This window comes from Rhodopirellula sp. P2 (genome assembly GCF_028768465.1).
Classification (GTDB): domain Bacteria; phylum Planctomycetota; class Planctomycetia; order Pirellulales; family Pirellulaceae; genus Rhodopirellula.
Genome location: NZ_CP118225.1, coordinates 2,490,813 through 2,513,398 on the forward strand (window position 1 = coordinate 2,490,813; position 22,586 = coordinate 2,513,398).

Annotated in this window: 1 protein-coding gene; it reads right to left on the reverse strand. The window is 57.9% G+C overall.

Features of this window, described 5'->3' with window-relative positions; translation table 11 throughout:
• A complete protein-coding gene (locus PSR62_RS08940; RefSeq protein ID WP_274407429.1) occupies positions 1 to 22,554 on the reverse strand; it encodes a tandem-95 repeat protein in 22,554 nt (7,517 codons plus the stop codon).
• Between the last annotated feature and the right edge of the window lie 32 nt (positions 22,555 to 22,586).

Here is a 22,586-nt window from a genome sequence, read left to right on the forward strand (position 1 = left end):
TTACAACAGCTTTGCCATTGCGGCGTCGATCGCGGATTGCAGCGATTTGCTGCGATCATCGCTGTCCGAGGAGCCCTCTTCCGCCTCGGTGGTGGCGGAGGCCAGGCTGTCGAGAACGTCGTCGCCCAGGTTCACGGAACGTTGCCCGACGAGCTTGTCACTTTCGGACAACACTTCGATCAGTGGTTCACCGGCCGCCATCGAGGACAAGTCATTGGCCCCCACATCGGAGCTGGAAACCGCAGCGGCAACACCATTTCCGGTGGCTCCCAGGTTGGTCGATGCCGTGATGGATTCACCCAGCGGTTCGCTGTCGTTCCCACTTGCATCCCGGCGGTTGAGTTCATTGATGACCTGCAACGCATCGAGCGAGCTGATGCGAAGGTCACCGCTGACGTCGTAGTAGCGTCCAGGTTGCGAAGCGTTGGGTCGGCCGTTGTCACCTTGCGTCACGACCAAGTCTTCATCGACCGTCGGCGTGTAGTCCGCTGGGAAGGACGAGAAGCGATTGAGGTGGTTGATGATCAACAGAGCATCCAAAGCCGAGACCTCACCGTCGTCGTTGACGTCGGTGTTGAGATCGGGGTTTTGCAGACGACTGATGACCACTTGCAGTGACACGGTGGCCAATCCACTGCGACGACCTTCCGAGTCAGCGATTGAGTAATCGAACGAGTCGCGACCGGTGTAGCCGGCGGCAGGAATGTACCGCAGCGTTCCGTCGCCGACGTTCTGGACTTCGCCCGCCAAAGGTTGGCGTTCGATTTGAATCGAGCTGAAGTCCAGTCCATCCGCATCGGTGAAGTTGTTGCTGATGTCGATCGTGATGGCTTCGTTGAGGAAGCCGGAGCGAACCGAATCGCGTCCCACAGGAGCCGCGTTCGGGCTGATCGTGACCGTTTCTTCCGTGCTGAAGGCTCCGTCATCGTCTGCGACGATGTAGCGGAACTCGTCGTTGCCGGGGAAGTTCGTGAACGGTGTGTAAGTGATCGTTCCTTCGACGGGATCGATGGAAACACTACCGAACGCGGGCTGCTTGGTCACGGTCAACGAGCTTGGATCAATCACGCCATCGACATCGACATCGTTGTCCAAGACCCGAATCACTGTGCTGCCGGGGCTTTGCAACGTGGGGACATCAGGTTCCGTCACGGGACCGTCGTTGACACCCGTGACACTGACGCTGACCAACACCGAGTTGCTGGTTCGGATCGGCGTTGCGTTGGCACCTGCTCGGTCAGCCACGGCGTAGCTGAACGAATCGTTCAGTGGTGCCGAACTTGGTTTGAGGGCTTGCAGTTCACGCGAAACGGTCGGGTCGTAAGTGATCGTTTGCGTGACCGGGTCGAAGGTCACCAGAGCACCCCGCAGTGAAAGTTGCGGCGAGCTCATCACGATTTGCAATTCATCCGGATTGGTGTCGTTCAGGTCGACATCAATGTCGTTGGCCAACAACTCAGCCGCACTGATCACACGGATCGTGTCTTCATTGGTGGTGAAGTTGTCCGGCGCCGGTGTTGGGAAATCGTTGACAGGTTGAATGTTCACTCGCAGCGTGACCGGGGTTCCGGCCAAGCCTTCGCTGTCGCGGGCGACGACTTGCAAGTCGACCGCACCGTTGGCGTTGAGGGCTGGAGTGAAGGTCAGGATGCCTTCTGGTGAAATCGCAGGCTGTCCATTCTGAGTGAACAGAGCCGAGTCGGCCGTGTTGACGGTCGAGACTTCGAATGCAACGGATTGGTTCGACTCGTCGATCGGGCCGGGCGAGATGTTCGTTGCCCACTGAGTGGTGTAGGGGCCGCGATCTTCTTGGACTCGAACGGTTGGCCCGGCAGTGAACGTCGGAGCATCGTTGACCGGGTCCACCGTGATGGTGAACGTTCGGATCGTGGAGGCATTGATGTCACCGTTGCCGGCATCGTTTGGTCCCTCGTCGAACAATTGCACCGTGAAGGTGGCGGAACCATTGAGGTCTTCCGCGGTCACGTACGACAGGGTCGCGTTGCCAGCGGCGTCAATGGATACCGAAGGCGGTGTATCAAACAACTCGGGGTTGTTCGACGTTTGGATGATCTCGAATCGGAGTGGCTGACCATCTGTGCCGGTGCCAATTTCATCGTTCGCTCCGGGAGGTCCGGCTTGAACGTTGGTGGCCCAGTTTTCGATCACAACACTGCCGCGACCGCCACCATCATTTTGGTCTTCGTTGCTGGTCACATCACCGGCACCACTGAATTGAGGTGCATCGTTGACGGCAAAGACTTCGAACGTGACCGTTCCCGAGGCGATGCGAGGTTCGGCAATCGGTTGGCCGTTGTTGCCAACGGGGACGGTGACTCCGTCGTCGGTGACGGTGTAGATGAAGCTATCCGTTCCGACGAAGTTGGCTCGAGGCGTGTAGATGAATCGAGTGATGACACCGTTTTCTGTCACGCTTTGCAGCGTGCCGCCTTCTGCGGTGGTGACTGGAATCGGGGTGGTCAACGACAGCGATTGGTTGCCGCCAGGGGTGGTGTTGGCCGCCTCGTTGGCGGGTCCAACAGCGAACACATCCAGCAATCCAGGCGAGGTGCCGTCGCCGTTGACCAACACATCGAATGTGCCGTCTTCTGACAACGAGAAGTCCAGTGGGTTCGTGCCAGGGGTGCTGAATTCCGGTTTGATGAACGGACGGTCGTTGACCGGTTGTACATCGATGGTCAGCGTGACCGGCAAGGAGGAACGCAAGTCACCTCGCGTGCTATTTTCTTGTTGGTTCGAACCAGGCAGGATTTCGGTCAGCACGACTTCGAATTCGAACGTGCCGTAGACATTCTCTTGTGGTTGGAAGGTCAGCACGCCGTTTTCGCTGATCTGAGGTCCTTGGATGAAGAAGTCTTGCAACTCATCGTCCAGGAAGGACAGCGTTTTCACGGTGAATCGAACGTCTTGGCCGTTGATGAAATCAACTTCGTCAAACGCACTCAATGGCGGACCAGCGGCGATGCCGACGGCGAAGTTGTTGATCCGTTGGGGACCTCCATCTTCTGCCACTTCGTACGACAAGTCATTGGCGACGAACTGAGGTCGGTCGTTGACCGGATTCAGGTTCAACTGAACGATCGATGTCGAACGACGACGGTCTTGGACCAGTGTTCCGGTGTCGGTGGAATAGGTTTCGCCGTCACCTGGGAAGTCATCACGAACTTCGAATTCGAACGAGTCAAACGGCGTGCTCGGGTCGATCGCGTTGTTGAAGTCGACGGGAGGCGTGTACTCCAAACCGATCAGCAGGTTGCCTTCGAACTTGGGTGTCAGCGTTCCACCCAAGACCGTGCGGTCGGGGAAGTCGAACAATTCCAGTTGTTGAGGGCCACCGGTTGGGAAGCCAACGCTGAGCGATTGATCTTCGTTGTCTGCACCAACGGTGTAGATGTCCAGCAGACCGATTCGCTGATACGAGCCGACTTGCACCAAGGCTTCGGGAATCGCACGGCTGAGGGGGATGAAGTAGTTGCCCGTCGTCACGGCGTTGGCTGGATCGCTGCTGCCGGTCGGTTGGGTGTTGTCTTCACGCAAGGTGTACTGAATCACAGCTTGGTCGTCGAAGCCGTCACCATCGGTGTCGGTGATTCCGGTGATCGAGTAAGCCTCGTCCGGATCGTTTGGCACCGCGTCGCCGGTCAGGCCGGGACGAATGCGTGGTGCATCGTTGACCGGACGAACGTTGACGGTGAACGTGGTAGCCGGGATTTGAGAAGGAGCAATTCCGCTTTCAACGGGATACAACTCAAACGTGGCTTGGCCGACTTTGTCAGGATTCGGTGCAACGGTCAGCGAAGCTTCTGTGTCACCGCCGACGTAGTTGACAACCGGGAGACTGGCCAGCACGCCATTGGGGTCAGCGATCAAACGGACATCAAATCCGGTGACGATCTGCGAGAGCAATTCGTCCGACGCGGTCGAAGTAGCCGAGAAGATTTCGGTCAAGAAGTCTGGCACCGTGGTCACTGACAGGTCGTCTCGTTCCAAAACATCGACCGTGCTCAGGTCGTTGTTGAAGACGGGAGCGTCGTTGACCGCATCGACGGTGATCGTGATCGTTCCTGCGTTCACCGAGCGACGGATCGCGTTGATGTCTTGTCGCGTCTGGGCAGGAGACGTGATGCGGGTGAAGGCATCGTCTTCCACCGTGTACAACAACAATTCACGAGCAGCGAATGGCAGTTGACTGTTGTAGTTTTCAGCCGGAGTGAACGTTACACCGCTGAAGTAGCGACGTGCTTGGCCTGCGACTTGAACGCTGTCGACGGTGAACGTGTACGTTCCGCCCGCGTCGCTGTCGATGGTCGCCGTCGTGGCCCCGGCGGGAACCGAGTTGATCTCGATGGCGTTTCCGCCTGGCGTCGAGAACGACACGATTCGAAGGCTCTGTTCGTTCTCGTTGAACGGAGCACCGAGTCGGTTGTCAAACATCCCGCTGGCGTCAGTCAGTTCGCCCATGCGGATCGCAGAAACGAGTTGTAGCGAAACAAGCGATTGCCCCGCTGGAACGCCGAGTGCCGAAGCGTCGGCCAAGGCACCAATGCCCGCGGCACGCAGTTGTTCTTGCAAGGTCGTGGCAACAATGTCGGCAGAATCAGCGACGGTGAACGGCACGATGACATCGGCACCGGCGGTTGGTTGGCCGGACAGGTTGAACTCAACCACGTGGACGGTTCCCACGTTGTCGGTGATCGTGAATCGTTCGCCGTCGATCAATCGGTCACCGGCGGGGACCAAGATGTTGGTGCCGCTGAAGGTGAGGCCGGTTGGGGACAACGATCGTGTGATCGCGTTGGATGTCAGCAACGTGACGCTGTTGCCATTGGCAGTCGCACCGATGTCCAGAGTTCGAAGGGCACCCGCCAGCGAGGTGGCAACATCGTCGATCGAGCCCGCGGGATCGTACTGGACGACCGCATCGTTGCCCGATGAGAGTGTTCCGGTGGTGTTGAGTTCAATGCGACGCACCACACCATTTTCGTCGGTCAACGAGAAGGTTTGGCCGCTGACCAAATCACCGATGACCGGCAGGACGATGTCCGTTCCGTTGAACGTGATCGCGGTTCCTGTTGGATCCACGGAAACGATGTCGACGGTGTCGATCTGCCAGGAGGTCAGGGTGACCGATTGAGCGTTCACACTTTGGCTGACCAAAGCCGCTTCCAACGCAGCAGAGACTTCCGCACGTGTGTCGGTCATCGAGTATTGAACGAGGACCGCATTGGGGTCGATCAAAGTCGTGCCCGTTTGGAACTCAGCAACGACCAACGTCCCATCGAGGAGTTCGACGATCAGGGCGTCGCCGGCTTGAATGCCGGTTCCTGCGGGAACGATCACGTCAGATCCGTCAGGAACCAAGCCGGCTCCGGCACGGTTGATGCTGATCGATGCCACGCTGTCCATTCGGACGCGGAATTCTTGCTGCGTGCCAGCGGTTTCGACGGCACCAAAGCCGGCCAGCAACATCGCATCAGCCAAAGCGGTGGCGGCTTCTTCGGCGGTGCTGGAATCGCTGATCGACACTGGGATCGCATCTGAGACCAGAACGGATCCGGTCTTGGTGAAAGCGAATCGGGTCGGTGTGCCGGCGTTGTCCGTGACGGTCACAATCTCACCGTCGGAGATCAAGCCGCCTTCCGGAACCGTGATTCGGCCCGCAGCGGAATCGACCACCACAGCGTTCTGCCCGGGGACCAACGCGAGTTGACCAGAGGCGTCGAAGTTGACGGTCGCACCCGTGACGGTTCCGCCAAATCCAAGTGAACGAAGCGTCAGTTCAAGGCGTGTTGCCAGGACATCCGCGGTTTCACCATCGGCGAACTGAACCACTCGATTGGAGCCGATGGAAGCGATGCCGGTGGTGTTGAATTCCACCACAACGCGGCGGCCGTTGCCGGCGGTGACAATCAGTGTCTCGCCGTCTCGCAGTTGATCTGCGTCGGCCATGGTGACTGCGGAAGTGGTGGCCACGATCGCCGAGGGAGTTGCATTCACGCCGTCGAGCAACATCACGTCGCTGATGGTCAGCGGTGTGTCTTCGACGGTGTTGGCGTAGCGATCGTAAGCGACGGGAGCATCGTTGACCGGTTCGACAAAAATCGTCGCCGACTGCGTGACCGAGATCCCTGCAGGATTGCGGTTGCCTCGATCCGTGTCGTCACTGACATTGCCAACGGAGGTGTCTTCGTTGACGCCGTTGTCGGTGGCGGTGTAGGTGAATTCAATTTCCCCGTACACGTTGGGAGCCGGCAAGAACGTGATCTCGTTCGTGTTCGGATCCAACGTCAATGTGCCTTGCGTTGGGTCGACCAAGGCAACGGCAGTGACAACCACAGGGGCGTCGTTGCTGTTCGTGCCCGAGTTCTCATCGGCGGCCCCGGTTGGGCCAGCCATGTCGTTGCGGGTCAGGTAAGCCGTTGGGAAGACCAACACCGTGTCTTCGGTTGGCGTTGGGACGGCACCGGCGAAGAAGCCGGTGTAGTCCGTGTTCGCGTTGCCATTGGCATCGGTCAGGCCCACGTAATCGGCGGCCAAAACAGGAGCGTCGTTCTGAGGCGTGACTCGAATTCGAGCGATTGCGGGGGCCGAGATCGGTCCGATCGCATCGAACTGGTCACGGACACCGTTGCCGATTCCAAGCACGTCACGTTCCGCTTGGCTGAGCGAAGCGTTCAGGTTGGTTTCCAAATCGGAAGGCAATTCGGAGATGCCGTTGTCAATCAATGTGAAGGTGAACGCGTCGACGGACAGGCCTCCAGCAACAGTTCCGTTGTCGCTGTTGAAGTCAGCGGCCGGTGTGTAAGTGATCTCCGTGATCCACTCGTTCGTTGGATTGAACGTCGCGGTCAGTTTGCCACCTTCGGGCGTGCTGGCTTCTGCGAAACGGTTGTCTTTGTTGATCGTGGTCCCACCGGCCGTGATCGAATGCACGAAGACGGTTTGGTTGGGCTCGTCCTGCACATCGGTGCTGGATCCCAAGTTGAACTGGGCATCTGCGTCAGGGGTTGATCCTGCGATCAGTTCCGCAGCGGTGATCGTCAACGGTGCACCACCGTTTGTAGCGGTCGCTTCGACCATCACAAAGGATTGGTCCGTTGCACCGGGAGCATCGTTTTCAGGGACCACGTTGACGGTCACGGTTCCGCAAACTGGCGGGGCGCCAGCATCCACTTCGCAGTCGATGTTGCCCAGGTTTTGCTGGGTCGACAAACGGTAGGTGAACGTGTCGATCCCGTAGAAATCAGGGGCGGGAACGTAGCGGAAACTGCCGTTCAAATCGTCACCGGCATCGGTGTCGATTTCAAGCGTTCCGTTGGTGGGCTCATCCACGACGAAGTAACGCACAGGCAACAGTTGACCGGCGCGGTTGGCCGCACTGATCAGGCCCTGAGACGCGTCCACGTCGAGCGTTGCGTCTTCGAACGCGGTGTAGGAACGTGGTTCCGGTTCTGGCAATGGAATTGGCAGGACCGAGACGAGGTAATCTTCCACTTCGCCGCCGATCGCCACTCCATCGGGGCCAATGTTGCCAGCGTCGTTGACGCGGAAACGAGCCCAGGTGTCAAACGGCAAGCCGCCAACCGTCAATGGCGTGGTGACGTTCACGATGTTTGTGCCCGTGGTCACGGGGACGTTCGACAACACGTGTTCGTCGTCATCAAAGGTGCCGCTGCGGTCGAAGTCAATCCAGCCGTTCAGCAAACCACCGCCCACGACGTCGACTGCGATGTCCGTGCCGGCTTCATCGAAGGGGTTCAAGAAGCCGAGGACCTGATCCGCGTTCAGCGAGGTGAGGACTTGTCCGCCGGCTCCGGGTTCGCCGAAGACACGGAAGAAGTTCAGTCCATCATCGAAGCGAACGATCGAGACCCCGTCTTCATCGTCGATGGCACGGACTCGAATGCCCGACGCGTTGGTCGGATGAGTCAATGCATCCACGCCGCCACCGGTGAAGTCCAGTTGCGGACGGATGGCCGTCAGCAACGCGATTTCGATTTCTCGGAGCGTGTTGCCCGAGTTGAACAGAACCGGAATGTTGCCCGGCGATGGGTTGGTTGCGGCGTCGAGGAATTCAAACGTGAACGATTGCGAACCAATCACCAACGTGATCGTTTCACGAACGGTCGGCATCGCTGTGATTTCGATGTCGATGATGTCAGTCGCGGTCGTCAGTGACACCGACACGGCCGCACTGCTGGCCGAGATTGGAATCGTGACGTCGTCGCCGACGACATCGTTGGTGGCCGAGTTGGAAGGCGTGCCGTCCACTTCGGTGTCGATGCTGTTGCCCAAGCGAACGGAAGTGCCGTCACTGACGACCGCGTGACGAGCACCGTTGCCGGGGATCGAGCTGTTCAGTGGGCTTTCCAGCAATGTTGAGTAGCTGGCAGGAGCATCACCAAAGTCGAAGCGGACTTCGGGCATGATGATGGTGAATCGCGTCTCGTCATTGACTCGCGTTTCACGGACAGGATTGCCTGCGAGGTCCGAGACGGCAGGGATGCTCAGCCCGGTGACGTCGACGACGCCATTGCGGGTGAATTGGGCGGAGACGGCATTGGCACCGTCGATCAACAACGTGCCGCCGCCAGGAGCGAAGATTTCGAGGCCCAGGTTGGCGTTGAGAATCGTTCGCTGCAGCGTGGCGGCAACCGATGCTTCGCTGAATGTTGCCGAAGGCAGGAACTCGACCGGCACGGCACCGCCGCTGATGCCGCTTTGTACCAGTCCGCTGGATTCAAGGCTGATCGTGGTGACCGTGCGAACTTCACCGGCAGGAACGATCGAAGAAGCTTCGTTCAGCTTGATCGAGTTTGCGGTGGTCACGGGAGCCAATTCGTCGGGGTACACCGCACCGATGACGGCAGCCGTCTTCGCTGCCAGGGTGGATGCGTCGTCGCCACCGCCAACCAAGATCAGACGATCAGGGCTGGTCAGAGAGGCATTGGTTGTGAATCGGAACGTGGTGGCAACACCGCCGACGTCCAAGGTGAACGTCGTGCCATCGACGTCGGTGCCGGTTCGTCCTGCGGGGACAGTCAGTGACAACGACTCCGTGACGCCCGGCATGCCCGAACGTGACAGTTGCGAGTTGGTGATGTCCAAGACATCCGCTGCCAATCCACCCAGCAGCACGCTGCCGTCGCCAGTGGCTTGGGCGGAATCCAGTCCAAGTGAAACGCCACCAACCGCTGCGACAATCGCTTGTGCAATCTGATCAGGGGTGCTGGTGCGAGAGATCGCAACCTGTCGCATGGTGTCCGTTTCAACGAACGAATTGCTGTCGTCGAAGACGAATTCAACCGTGGTTCCATTGGCGGTGTACAGGAAGCTTTGACCGGACTCGACACCATTGGTGGTGCCGTTGAGTTCCATTCCGGCGACAGTGGACCCACCGCTTCCCAAGGTCACTGTGTGACCGGAAAGGGTTCCAAGCTGGATCGAATCGAATCCGATTGCGACGGGGGCCAAGTCCAAACGCTGAGCGTAGGTCTGACCGGAACCGGCGTGGACGGAGTTGATGGCGGCCAGGATCTGATCGCGGATATCGGCGATGTTGCCAACGCCGGCCAAGTTGATCGCAACGTTGCCCGCTGCGGTCGACCCGGTGAGGTTGATCTCAAACGATTGACTGGTTCCGTCCGGAGCGGTGATCGTGAACACATCGCGATCGCGGAATCCGCTGGTGACATCCAAGATTCGAAGCGTGGATGTCTGTGGAACCGTGACGGAAATGCCACTTTCAAATTCGAAGACGGTTGGTCGACCGGCCGAATCCAAAACGGTGACTTGATCACCATCGGAAATTTGATCGCCACTGACCGTGTCAAACGCAATTCGCGATTGGTTGTTCAGCGTGATTTCGTAGACCGCGTCTTGACGCCACAGACCCGCCAGAGGCGTCAAGCGAATCGTGCGACTGTTGGCGCTGTAGCCGAACGTGAAGTCGCGATCCGGTAACAGGCGACGGCCGTTTTCAGTCAGCAGGACGGAATCAACCGTGATGGTGTCAGGGTCGGGGCCGGTGCCCGAAGGATCGACCAGTTGAATTTCAAAGAACTCAACGGTTTGCTCTGTGTTCGTCAGGCGAACGAATGAACTGCCGGGGTCGGTATCGCCCGAGGTAACGTTTTGAGCCGCTGCTTCGACGCCATCCGCGTCGAAGGGGTTGATCAGCAATGCGACCGGACGTCCATCATCGGCACGGTCCAAAGCACCGCGGTCGATGAAGACATTGGCACCAGCACCGCCGGAGCCACTGGATTGTCCATCGACACGTGGTTGACCGTAGGCGTCAAACGCGGGGGCGATGATTGGCGAGGCGGAGATGCCAACTGGATTCTTGACCGTGTTGAAGAAGCTGTTGCGGTCGGGCAACGAAGCAAACGAACTGTCAATGATCGGGCTGTTCTCAACCGGGATGTACAGCGACCGCGATGGGGCTTGGAACAACGCTGTTCCGTCCGGGATGATGATCGACGAGCTGGCGATGGGCAGCGTCGAGTCGGTGCCGTTTTCGTGGAAGGCATTGCCGCCAACGACGGTGTTGCCGGAGGTTGCCGTGTCGACTTGGATGCCAACGTTGAATCCAGAGATGACATTGTTGAGCAGCGTTGGGTTGGCACGGCCATCGACCGTGATGCCGTCTCCGCTGCCGGTGTTGACGACCGTGTTGTTGACGATCCGACCGAACAGGTTCGGGGCGGGGCTTTCGCCATCATCGAACGTCCCGCCACCGAACAAGATGCCGCCTGTGCCCGAGTTCGACACGACGTTGTTGATGATGACCGCGCCCGGAATCAATCCGGTTTGGTTCTCGTTGCGGAGCAAACGGGCAGAACCTGGAAGCGTGTCCTGCGTCGCGCCGGATGTGGTGTTGCCTTGACCGCGATCACCCAGCGTCGCCGAGATGCCGTAGTTGGCCGAATCGGAGATGAAGTTGCTGCTGATGATGATCTGGCCTTGGTCATCGGTTCGGTTCACATCGGTGATGCCGAACTGATAATCCACCATCAAAACGTCGCGATCAGGAACCCGTGCCGAGGATTCCGCGTTCGGACGAATGGTCAGTTGGTATTCACCAAACTGCTGATCCGTTCCGCTGATTGGACCACGCCCGAAGTAAGCGCTGTTGCTGACAACGACGTCATAGAAACCATTCGTCGTTGCGGTGAAGTTCAGGAATGCCCCGCCAACCGTTTCACCAGGGGCCATGGTTGGGGTGAAGCCGGACAAGCCAAGGAGATTCGCGTTGAAATCAAAGTTGTCGCCCGCTTTCAGAACGGAGATCACCGGCAATTCGAGCGCGTCGCCAGCCTTCGTGAATCCAAGCGAATCCACATCGATGTCAACCGATTGACCCGCCGAAAGATAAATTCGAACCGAGTCCAGGTCGTTCAGCGGGTTGGATCCCAGGACGATCAAGTCGTCGACCACATTGAATGGCGAAACACCCAAGTTGACGGCATCGCCGATTTTTCCGACACCGACGAAGGTGTCGACATCGCCGTTGACAAAGCCGGAAACGGAAGACTGAGCAAGTTGGTCAAGGAAGTTGATGTATTCGACGGTGTCTTCGTCGTGATCGACGATCGCGATCCGGCGACTGGTTGCATTGCCAGCAGCGGTTTCTTCTGCGACCAAATCCATCTTGATGAATCGACCACCGCTGGGGTTGACCGTGATGGCCTGGCCAAACAATTCGACTCGTGTCGAGTTGGAGGCACCCTGTTCAGCACTGTCGGACGTCGCCGCGGTGATCGCGAGAACATTCTGGACTTGGGGTGAGTTGATTGCGTTGCGAATCGCTCTGGCCACGTCGGCAGGATCTGTTCCGCTGGGGTCAAATGGAACACGAACGTTTCCGGTTTCGACACCGTTGCTGTCAAGAATGCTATCGAATTCAAAGGTCAGCTGACGGGTGCCATCATCCAACACAAACGTGTCGCTGGCGGTGACGGTCGAGTCCAAGCTGGTGCCGACATCGATCAACGTCGAACCAGCGGGAGCGATCAGAGTGACGGCTCCGTCGGCCAAACGATCGTTGGAATCGAAGGATCGACCGGAGCTGATTTCCTCGTTCAGCACCAGGTTGATTGGATCGTAGTCTTGCGGCACGCCATATTCGTCGGCGGTGCGGATTTCTAGCGAGTAAGGGCCAACCAGAGTCTCGTTTTGGCGTTCCGGCTGGACGGCTTGCGGGTGCGAGTCCGGCAAGACCGATGGGTCGAAGACATAATTGGTGTTGTTTTCCGGAGCATTGATGACCATTTCACCACGTTCGGCCAAGCCGATGATGATGTCATCGATGTAGACACCCTCGACTTGGTTGTCACCCGCACCAGCGGTTGCGATTTGGCTGGTTGCATAGCTCGACGATGCCCCCACGCCGAACTCATCCCCGGGCATCGAAGTGCCAAAGAAGTCGGATTGCGAGAGTCCATAAGACCCAATGTCCAGAGCGGTGGCATTGTACAAGCGAAGCGTGTCGCCACCGTAGATTGGGTATTGGTCAGCCGACGCGATTTGATTGTATCCCGTCGCTGCCGATGCCAGGCGACCGAAGCCCTCTGCAAATGCATTCCGCATTTGCTCCGTGACTTCATTGCCCGTTTGAGTCAATGTCACCTGAATCGGTGTCGGTCGAGTGTTAGCGAAGAAATTGACGTCTGGATTCACGATGGATTCGAACGAGACCACCAATGAATCGCTATTGGACAATTCAACGGACGCCGCATTGAGAAGATGAACTTCCCGGTTGTTGATCACCACACCCTGCAACTCGGCGCTGATCGATTCGGCCACGCGTTCCGCCAAGACATCGGCGGTGTCATTGACATCGTAGAAGATTTCAAATGCGTTTGCCGGTGGCGTCGTGACAAACGTGTAGGTCTCCGGAAGCGACCCGCTCGGGTCGTCTTTGCGGAAGACGGAGAACGACTCGCCAGGAACAATTTCACTGCCCTTTGGAAGCGTGATTGGAACGGCGTAGGTGTTGATCTGCGACTCGGCAAGTGTCGTCACCGTCGTCGTGGAACTGATCGTCGCCCCGTTGATGTTGCCGGCCAAGCGGAAACCGTCGCCGTCTTGATCGAGGTAGGCCTGGAAGTTGTCATCGAACTCATTGAGTGCCAACACGATGTCGCTGCCGATTTCTTCGGCTGTGGTCGTGCTGTTGAAGTAGACACTGATGTCGCCAGCGTTGGGGACGCTCAGTCCTTCACGGACCAAGGTGATCGTCGTGGACTGGAAGTTTCGGAACAGCGTGATTCGTTCACCGTGGTGAACCAAGTCACCCGATGGAATGTCGAAGTCCCAAATGTCATCGGTGCTGGTGACGGGATTGAATGCGAAGGACGTGGTTCCGTTGCTCGAGACCACACTGTTGGCCGCGACTGAGAGGACGTTTCCATTGACAATGGCAGAGAAACGCGTTGGCAGGTCTCGGAGGACTCGGTCGGCCAGGGTGGACCCTGCCGTGCCAGCGTTGTCATCCGAGAACGGGATGATTTGATCTCCCGCCACATCCGGAAGGGCACTGTCTGAAAAGCGGACGACGTAGTCGAAACCATCGGTGTCCACGAAGGTGATGCTTTCGTTGTTGGCGATCGAAGCACCGTTTGGAATCGTGATCTCGATTCGGTCTTCGTTGGCCACCTCTTCCGAGATGACGATCCCCGTTGGCGCGGGGATGAAGTTCGCTGTCGTGTTGGGATTCAGGAGGACAACGTCACCGGATCCGTCTACATAGGCCTGCGTGTTGTTCGGCAATTGCTGCACAATCTTCTGCGCAATGGCACGCTTGCTGTCGAATGGAGCGACATAGATCTCGCCGGGGAAGAACGTGTCCGGTGGGATCGAATTGTCAACGTTGGTGTACGTGAGCGTCGTCACCACCCCGTCAGGGCCCACGACCTCAATCTGTTCACCAACCTCAAATGTCAATGCGGTCGGAATCAGCATCCGCTGAGCGGACTGTTCGACTTCAGTCGGATTGGACTGGCCAGCCGCAATGTTGGCGTCAACGAGAACATCGCTGGCGGCACGGAAGCTGACGCGACCGTTGCCTTCGAAGTACGGAGCAAGCGACGTGTCGACGGAGGCGACGACCGTCCGAGCAACGTCATCCGCGGTCATGCCGACGTTGAAGACAACTTCGTTGAGTGGCTTCGGTGTGGCAGACGGCGCGGTGACGAAGGTGATGTCGGTGGGGCCATTCGGACCGGTGATGGTCAGTTGATCGCCAATTTCGAGATCGGCTCCGGTTGGGAACACGACGTCGCGTCCCAAAATGGTTTGGAATAAAACGGTATTGAAGAGGTCGTCTTGGAACGAAATGACTTCGTTGTCGACCAGGTTTTTACCCGCTGTTCCGGAAACATTGATGGACCCGAAGTGCGTTCGCATGGATCCCGAGGTTGAAAAATCAAATCGGATTTGAACATTCTCGTTGCCGGCGAGTGGCGAAACATCGATTCGAGCCTGACGCCAGTCGTTCCCGTCGTCGAAGATTTCCTGGACAATGATGCCCGTTTCGTTGAAATAGTCGTACTCGTCGCTGAATGCCAGTTCGCGGTAGTTGTTGTTGGTGGCCAACAACTTCCATTCGCCATCGTCGCCCGCACCAAAGACGCGGAAGGAATCGTTTTGTCGTCGCGGAATCTCGGCGTCGTAGTCGTCGTTGGCTTCGACGTCGATGAAGTAGCTGAAGTACAACGTCGGTTTGTCAGCGGAATTGATTTCGCTCAGATCGAATGGACGGGAGACAACCGAGCCTTGGCTGCCGCCGGGAGCGATTTGTCCCAGGGCGTCGTTGTCAGCTCGCGCAATGGTGTTGTCTGCCGCGTCGGAGGTGACCTCAAAACCGTAGTACAGTGAACTTCCACCGAAGGTGCGGATTCGCGTTTGGTCTTCGTCAGGGTAGATGCCCTGCCCTTCGTCCAAGTTGCGGTCCGGGGTGGTGTGCCACGGGTTGATCTGCAAATTACTGAACGCAATCCCGTTGACCGTTCGCGCGCCGTCGCCGACGGACAACCCACTGTCGAATTGCATCTCAATCGCCGAGCGACCGTTGTAGAACACATTCGCGGGCTTGATCGTTTGTCCGTCCAACTGCAATGCGTAGAGCCAGCCGTCTTGTGTGGCAGCGAAGATGACTTGCTGCAGGCGGCCGTCTTCCACCGTTTGCGGGCCAAACGACATGCTCTCGAAGACGGGGTGTCGTTGGCCAGTGGTGAAGTCAAAGGGAGCCGTGAAGTGGTTCGCGTCAGCAACCACACGACCATAGTAAGTCGTCGGAATGACGCGGTTGTAGGCTTCCAATTCCGGGTTGTCTTGCGGGGCCGGAATGGTGTTGTTGGGATCAAATCCGTGAATCCCACCGAGGTCGGTCGTTGCCAGGAAAGTTTCAATTCCAAGGCCCGATGGCGTGTACGCCAAACCAGTGATGTCACCTCCGTCGGCACCGGTGTCATAAATGAATCCGGTGTCGATCACACCATGCTCAACATCGGGGGATGTTGTGCCGTAGAACGATTGGTAGGGAATCGTGCCGTCGAAGCCACGGTGGGTGTTCGCGTTGGTGCTACCCAGGGAAGTGATCTGACCATTCGATGCAACCGCTTGATACAAAATGTTGCGGGTCAGTTCATCCGGGATTTCGCCTCGGCGACCGGTGTTGTCACGTTCCCCCACCAAGAAGAATCGTTCGTTGTCACTGACGGCGGACGTGTTGATGCTGGTGCCGGACGGGCCAGGCTGGAATGCCATGGCGTGAATGTCCAGTTGAGCGTTGTCATCGCCTTCCAAATCGGTGCCGGCTTGGTTGTCACGTTGGAAAGAGATTCCATCGTCACCAGCGCTGTTGGCTGCGGCATTGAATGGGCTGATGTTCAGGAAGTTCCCGACGTTCCCATTGTTCTCTGGTCCACTTTGCGGCCCCAGACTGTAGGAGAACAGCTCGCCGTCGCGACGGATGGCAAGGTCACCTGTTGGTTGGCCCGATTGACCGATCAAACGATCGACTTGTCCGGTGAACGGATTCACGCTGACCAGCACGCTGTTGTTGTTGCCTGAAATCGCTCCGTCCAGCGAAACAAACAATCGAATGTCGTCAAACGAATAGGGGACGATGGAGACGTCGTCGAAAATGGGTTCGACGATGGGAGCTTCGGCGGCGTACTCAAGGGACCGAGTTTCAAAATCACGGAACTCGTCCGAGTCGATGACTGTGCTGCTTCCACCGAGAGTGTCCTCGGCGATCCGACGCACCGAATTGATCGGCATCAAACGGGTCAATGGGTTGGCCGAGTTCGGGTTGAAGAACTGGTCCAATGCCTGTGGGACGGCAACCTCACCGGAGACGGCGACGTAGTACGTTCCTTCGGGCAGTTCGACAGGTCCGATGTAGGCATCCAGGACGCCGGCCGAGCCGCCATCCAAGTTGGCCATGTCAACTCCCTCGAGCGGACGGCCTTGGTCGTCGGCGATGTTGGAGTCACGGCTGTGCAGGATCAATTGCCCTGCTGCGTTGTAGACCGAGATGGATGAGTTGACTCGGCCCAACGCATCGGCGTAATCGATGTCGAATGTCGTGGTGACAAAACGGTTTTCGCTGTCAAAAACGTCCGGTGAAATTTGTTGAGCGAACAAATCCACTCGGTAAACGTCGACGTCTTCGATGCGCACATCCAAGTTGGTCGAATCAATGTTTCCAATTTCACCTGAGATGACCAGTGACCCACGGTCGGAGGTCAGCAGGTTGCCGACCGTCTGAGCATTCCCTGTGGTGAATCCAAGCCGATTGTTCTCGGTTTCAAGTGTTCGTTCATCGCCACTGTTGCGATTCGCTGGGGTTGGGTCGATGTACCGAACCTCTTCACCCACGTCACCCACCAATGGCGAGTGCAGCGGAGCGCCGGTGACGGCAATCGCGTCGGTGGCGTAGCGAATGTCGGCCAACTGGACCGTTGAGCCGGCAGTTTCATCAGTTTCACGCAAACGCAAAGACAGCTGGTATTGGCCATCGGTCTTTTGGTTCAGGGTGCGAACACGAACGTAGTACGTGTTGTCACGCTGGGTGTCGCCCGGCAAGACGACTCGGAATCCGGCGTCCAAGGCATTGGGGGACTCGACGGAGCCTGTTCCCAATTGATAGAGCGGTCGGACGTCGTCGACCGAAACACCATTGGGCAGATTGGGGTTGGCGTACAGTTTCGATTGATCGGTGGTCGAGACCGACGCGTCGGTGAGTTCAGAGAAGCTGTTGTTGCTGCTGGCAACCACGTCTTCGTTGACGTTGATCAGTTCCACCACGGTGTCCAGGCCGAAGGATGTTTCATCGATATCGATGAACAGTTCGGTGCCACCGGTTGCCGTGAACCGATAGACGTCTTGGTCCTGAGGGGTCGCCAAGGTTCCTCGAACGTTGAATCCGAGTCGCTCGTTTTCGTCGCCTGCGTATTCGTGTTGCGCCAGGTCACCAATGACTTGCGCGTCATCCGGGGTAGCATTGATCGTGATGTCCGATGCCAAGGCACGCTCGTTTTCGAGCACGTAGGCAACGTTGCGATCGTTGACATAGGCCTGCAACTGCAGTCCCTGCCAATCGCCTGCGGCTGGATCGGTGGCGTTGGCCGCGGTTTGCAGCAGCGCGCGTCCGTCGGGTGTGTACCCCGCGCCCACGGTCTCATCGTTGAGGCTGGTCAAGACAACCGGGTTGCCTGGCGTTCCGATGACTTGCAGTGTGCCACCGATGCGATCGGTGATGTCCAGCGGACGTCCGCTGCCGATCAAGGTTCCGTTGGGGCCGAACTTGACGACCAGGCTTTGACCCACGTCGCTTTTCAGTCGCAAGGCACCGTAGAAGTGGTTGGTCATCGAGACCACCGAACCTTCGACGATGTGGACGATGTCGGTGTCGTCCCAGACGCTGTCGGTGGTGATGATTTCACTACGGACACGCAGTCCGTTGAGCGTGTTGAGGTCCAACATGTTGCCCGCAATCAACGGGCCTTGGTTGTCCAGATCGGTCCCGATGATGCTGCTTGGGCCGGTCGAGCGGCCGGTGTCCAACACGTCATCGAAGTTCAGGGCATCGGGGTTGATGCTGATTGCGGCGCCTTCGTTGTTCGCAATCACGTTGTTCAAAATGACGGGCTGGCTGCCGCGAACAAAGATGACGGATTCGTCGTTGAAACCGCGACCTTCGCGGGTGCTGGTGCTGGCAAATCCATCGGCATTGCGAGTGAACGTTGAGTTGGCAACACGCACGTCGGCTTGGAGGATCTCCAAAGCATTGAATTCGGTGAATCCACCTTCGACGGGGCTGGTACCACCACCAAAACGAACTTCCGCAAAATCAAGGCTGGCCGTGGTGTCCTGACGGAAAATCAATCCGCCCCAATCACCAGGCGTGCCCGTGCTGGCACCATTGTTATTGCTGTCAAACGTTCCGCCGGCACCGTAGGTGTCGTCCGATCGCGAGGTGAAGATGACTTTGTTCCCATCGTCTCCTTCGGCGTAGAAGTCGGCACCAAAGGTGGCTTCGATTCGAGCCGATTCGGATTTCACGATGATGCCCGGATCGATTGTCAATCGAGCATCGTATCGAGGCAGCAACTTGGTGCCGCCATCCACATCATTGCCAAGGGTTTCTCCGAGCAGCAAGTCTGCACGGAAGGTTGTCAGCCCGTTGTCCATGAAGCTGGTCTCATCCAGCATCAATCGAGCGACTAGCACGTATTCGCCCGTGATGGGTGTGGAGCGATACAGGTTGCGCCCCACGAAACCTTCGGCGGTTGGCGGCAAGTTGTTGAGGAAGATCCCATCGTTGCGAGCGACGACCTGCATCGCGCTTGCGGCGCTGGCACGGGATTCACCACCATAAGGGTCCACATAAGTCATGCGGTAATCGTAAGCCTGGTTCTCCATCAGTTGGCTGGTTCCGACCAATCCCGGAACCGTGTTGGTTGAGATGCCGCTGAGGTCAGGACTTTGTTCGCTGGTGAGAATTCCGCCTCGAGTCGTTCCGTCATCGAGATAGAACGTTGCGCGACGATCCAGTTGGGTCACTAGTTCATAGCGGATGACACCAACGGGAGCGGACAGATCGCGACGATAGAGATTACGACCGGCAAATTCACTTGGGGCCGACGGCAAATTGCTCAGACGCACTGCGCCGGTGGTGGAGGAAACCGATCGAGTCGGCAGGCTTGCCAGCGACTCATTTCCTTCGGTGGTGACATAGGTCATCACATAGTCGTACAGGCCGTCCGCCAGCGAACCGCCAGCGGTCGATGTTTGAGCGGTGACGCTGAGGACATCCGGACGATCTTCCAGCAGCAACGGACCGCCGGGGTTGCCTTGGATGGTCAACACTTCGCTGATGGCGTGGACGATGTCATGGTCGTCGAAGCGACCGCTGACCGTCATCGGTTGCAGTTGGCCCGCAGCGGGGGTGTCCACGCGAACGAACAACGCATTGATGGTGTTGTTGACCAACGTGTTGCCGGCGATTTCAGGACCGACGCGGCCGTAGTCGCTGGTGAACGAAGCGACCGACTGATAACGCGGCGAGTGAAAGTTGGTTTCGCGGAAACTGTCAGGGTCCGCACTGATGGCAGCATCGGCGCTGTTCATGATCGTGTTGTAGATCAACGTCGGCCGACTCTCGTGCATTTGCAGAGGTGTCACGACGGGCGCGTTGGTGTCGATCTTGCCGCCACCATATTGCATGTTGGCGTGCGAGACGTAGTCCAAGAAGATGCCCTCGGTTTCCCAAACGGGGCGACCTTCGGCAAAGTCGAAGTCGTTGCGGAATTCAACACCAGCCCAGTGTCCGGTCGATGGGACGGTTGGCAGCGGGTTGTTGTCGATGCCAATGGTGGGATCGTCAAAGCTGGTGAAGAAGACTTCCCCGCCGTTGGTGGTGACTCCGTTGGAGTCAACCAAGACTGGCGTTCCCAACACTTGAAGGGCTGCCAAGGAGCGATCTTCATCGACCGATTCGCTGCCGACGCTGATCTTTGCGGTCCGCAATTTCAGGATCGCACCCGCGTCGACCATCACGGTGACGCCCTTGGGGACTTCAAAGACATCGCCGTCTGCCAAGGCCCGGTCACCCGTGCCGCCACGACCGATTTCGTAAGCCGGGTTGTCCTCGACGGTGGAGATCAGATTGTCGGCACCCGCACTTGGGAGCAAGCGAACGATGTCACCAGGCTCAGCCAATTCGAAGGCACGGCTGATCGTTTTCAGAGGCGTGGCAAAGCTACCGTCGTTGGTGTCGTCACCATCGGCGTCTTTGACCACGTACAGCACGCGTGGTTCGTCGGCGGCGGAAACTTCGCGAGCCGTTCGGAACCAGAAGTTGAATTCGCCACCTTCGACGCCGTCGGCATCGCCGTCCAAACGTGAACCGGCGGTGTCGGTGATCGTGTTGTTGCTGTCAGGTTTGAACGTGACACGCAATTGGTAGGTGCCTTCGGTGCGTCCACCCAGTGCGCTGCCTTCGACTTCACCGTTGTAGGCATCGTTGCCTGTGCTGCTGACACCCAGAACGTAATCGCCGGCGCTGACATCGACCGATACCAGCGAGTCGTTGCTGAAGAAGTCGTCATTCGATGCGACCAATTCGTACGTGATCGGGTTGGAACCGGAGGCCGGAACAACTCGGTACAGTTGAACGAGTGTGTCCAGCAGGCTGCTGTCTTCCAGACGCTGTGCAAACGTTTCGGCAGTGATGCGACCGGTTTCGGCAACGCTGAACGAGTAGAAATCAACGTCGTCGCTTTCCGGGCGATGCAGCGCTTGGCCCAGCGTGATGTCGCTTTGGCTGAGGAATTCAGGTTCGGTCGGCAAGTTGGGGAAGGCGTTGCCGGCAAAGTCGCTGAAGAATTCCGAATTGGGTTCATCGGGGCTGGAGCCACCCGCCGCGACACCATCGGGTTGTTCGAACAAATCTCCGATGCCGATGACATTGCCGACGCCGCGGAGGGCTTCCACAAACCAGCTGGGACGATTGTCGGGCGACAAACCGTACCCATCGAACCATGGCTCGCCGGCATCCATGACCAAGATGCCGCGAGACGGATCTTTTTCGTTGACGCGGTACAGGCTGAAAGGCGTGCCTTCGCCGGCACCGGTATCGGCGGTCAAGACAACCGCTTGCAAATCACCGGTGACGAACTGCAACCCGCTGTCTTCTGTTTCAACGAACTGAACGCCCATCCGCTTGGAATACAGGTCCAGCACTTCGCGAACGCGTTGTTTCTGTGCTTCGGTGATCGCGTTGGAAAGCTTTTGCCCTTGGGTACCTGTGCCGTAGAGTTCGGCAAAGTTGTAGGGGTAGATGTTGATACCAGTGGTGGTATCGATCTGCTGGGTCAGTTGAGACTCACGGCGGTAATCACGCAGACCAGCGGCATCGAAAGCGCCTGGCCAATTCGGAATCACATCGGTGGTCGATTGAATCAGTCCGCCATCGACCAGGACGCTTTGTGAGCCGCCACCAAAGTTGGTCCCCAATGCTTGCGCATTGCTAAACGTGTCAGGCAGTTCCAGAGCGGTGACGTCCGAAGGAGAAGTCGGAAGCGCATCGCCACGTCCAATTCGCAAGCGGAACGTTCCGCTGCCGCTGTTGGATTGGGGACCCAGCAAGGTGTCGCCACCCACCACCACATCGGGCAATTCCGAGAGGTCGGAATCGAAGGTCAGCGTGGCACGATTGAGCGCCGGGTCGTATTCCACCAACGTTGGTGCGTAGACCGGGTCGTCAGTGTTCTCGACGGTGTCGTTGGTGAAGATCAGTTTGTAGAAGTCAGGGTTGACGACCGGCAGCAACACCGCATCGGTTGATCGAACCACACCCGCATTGAGGTTGGACAACGGATCGTCGTTGAAGTACACGTGCACTTGGTCACGAGCCTGAACACGCGAGGTGCCATTGAGCGTGATCGGTTGCGGAACCACTGCGACGACCTTGGGGCCAACTTCGATTTCAAAGTCGATGTTCACCGCAGGACGTTGGGGATCATCCGGTTGAGCGGGGGTGACCGCCTGCCCGGATGCATTCCGCAACGCGACCACACCGGTCGTGGTGTCGTCGTAACCCGAGATCACAATCCGATAGCGATCATCCGCGAGTGTCTCGGCGAATCGAGCCACCACGACTCGGCCGTTCGTTTGATCGCCTTCGAAACCCAAGAATCCAGGTTGGATTGGGGCGTTGAAGTCTTCGCTGTCAAACGTGCCGTCTCCGCCCGCAGCAACGAAGCGAATCCCGTCCAGCGTGCTGCCATCGACTTCCGATCCGCCATCGAAGCGGAACGTCAATTCGGAAGGAGCCACTGACAGGACGTTGTTGTCGTTCAGGTCGAACTGCGAACCCGTGTTCGCGGCCACACTGACCAACCGGGGCCCGCTGATAATTTCCGCTGCGAGCAATTCACGCCGCTCGAGAGTTTGGTGGTGCAAACGGCGAGGTTGCGTCGAAGAACTGCCGCGTCGGCGAAGATTTCGTCGTTGGGTCATGGTTGACCGAAGCCTTGCAGAGATGATTCAAA

Coding starts and splice junctions, on each gene's coding strand:
- PSR62_RS08940 (WP_274407429.1), bottom strand. CDS start 22,554: ATGACCCAACGACGAAATCTTCGCCGACGCGGCAGTTCTTCGACGCAA.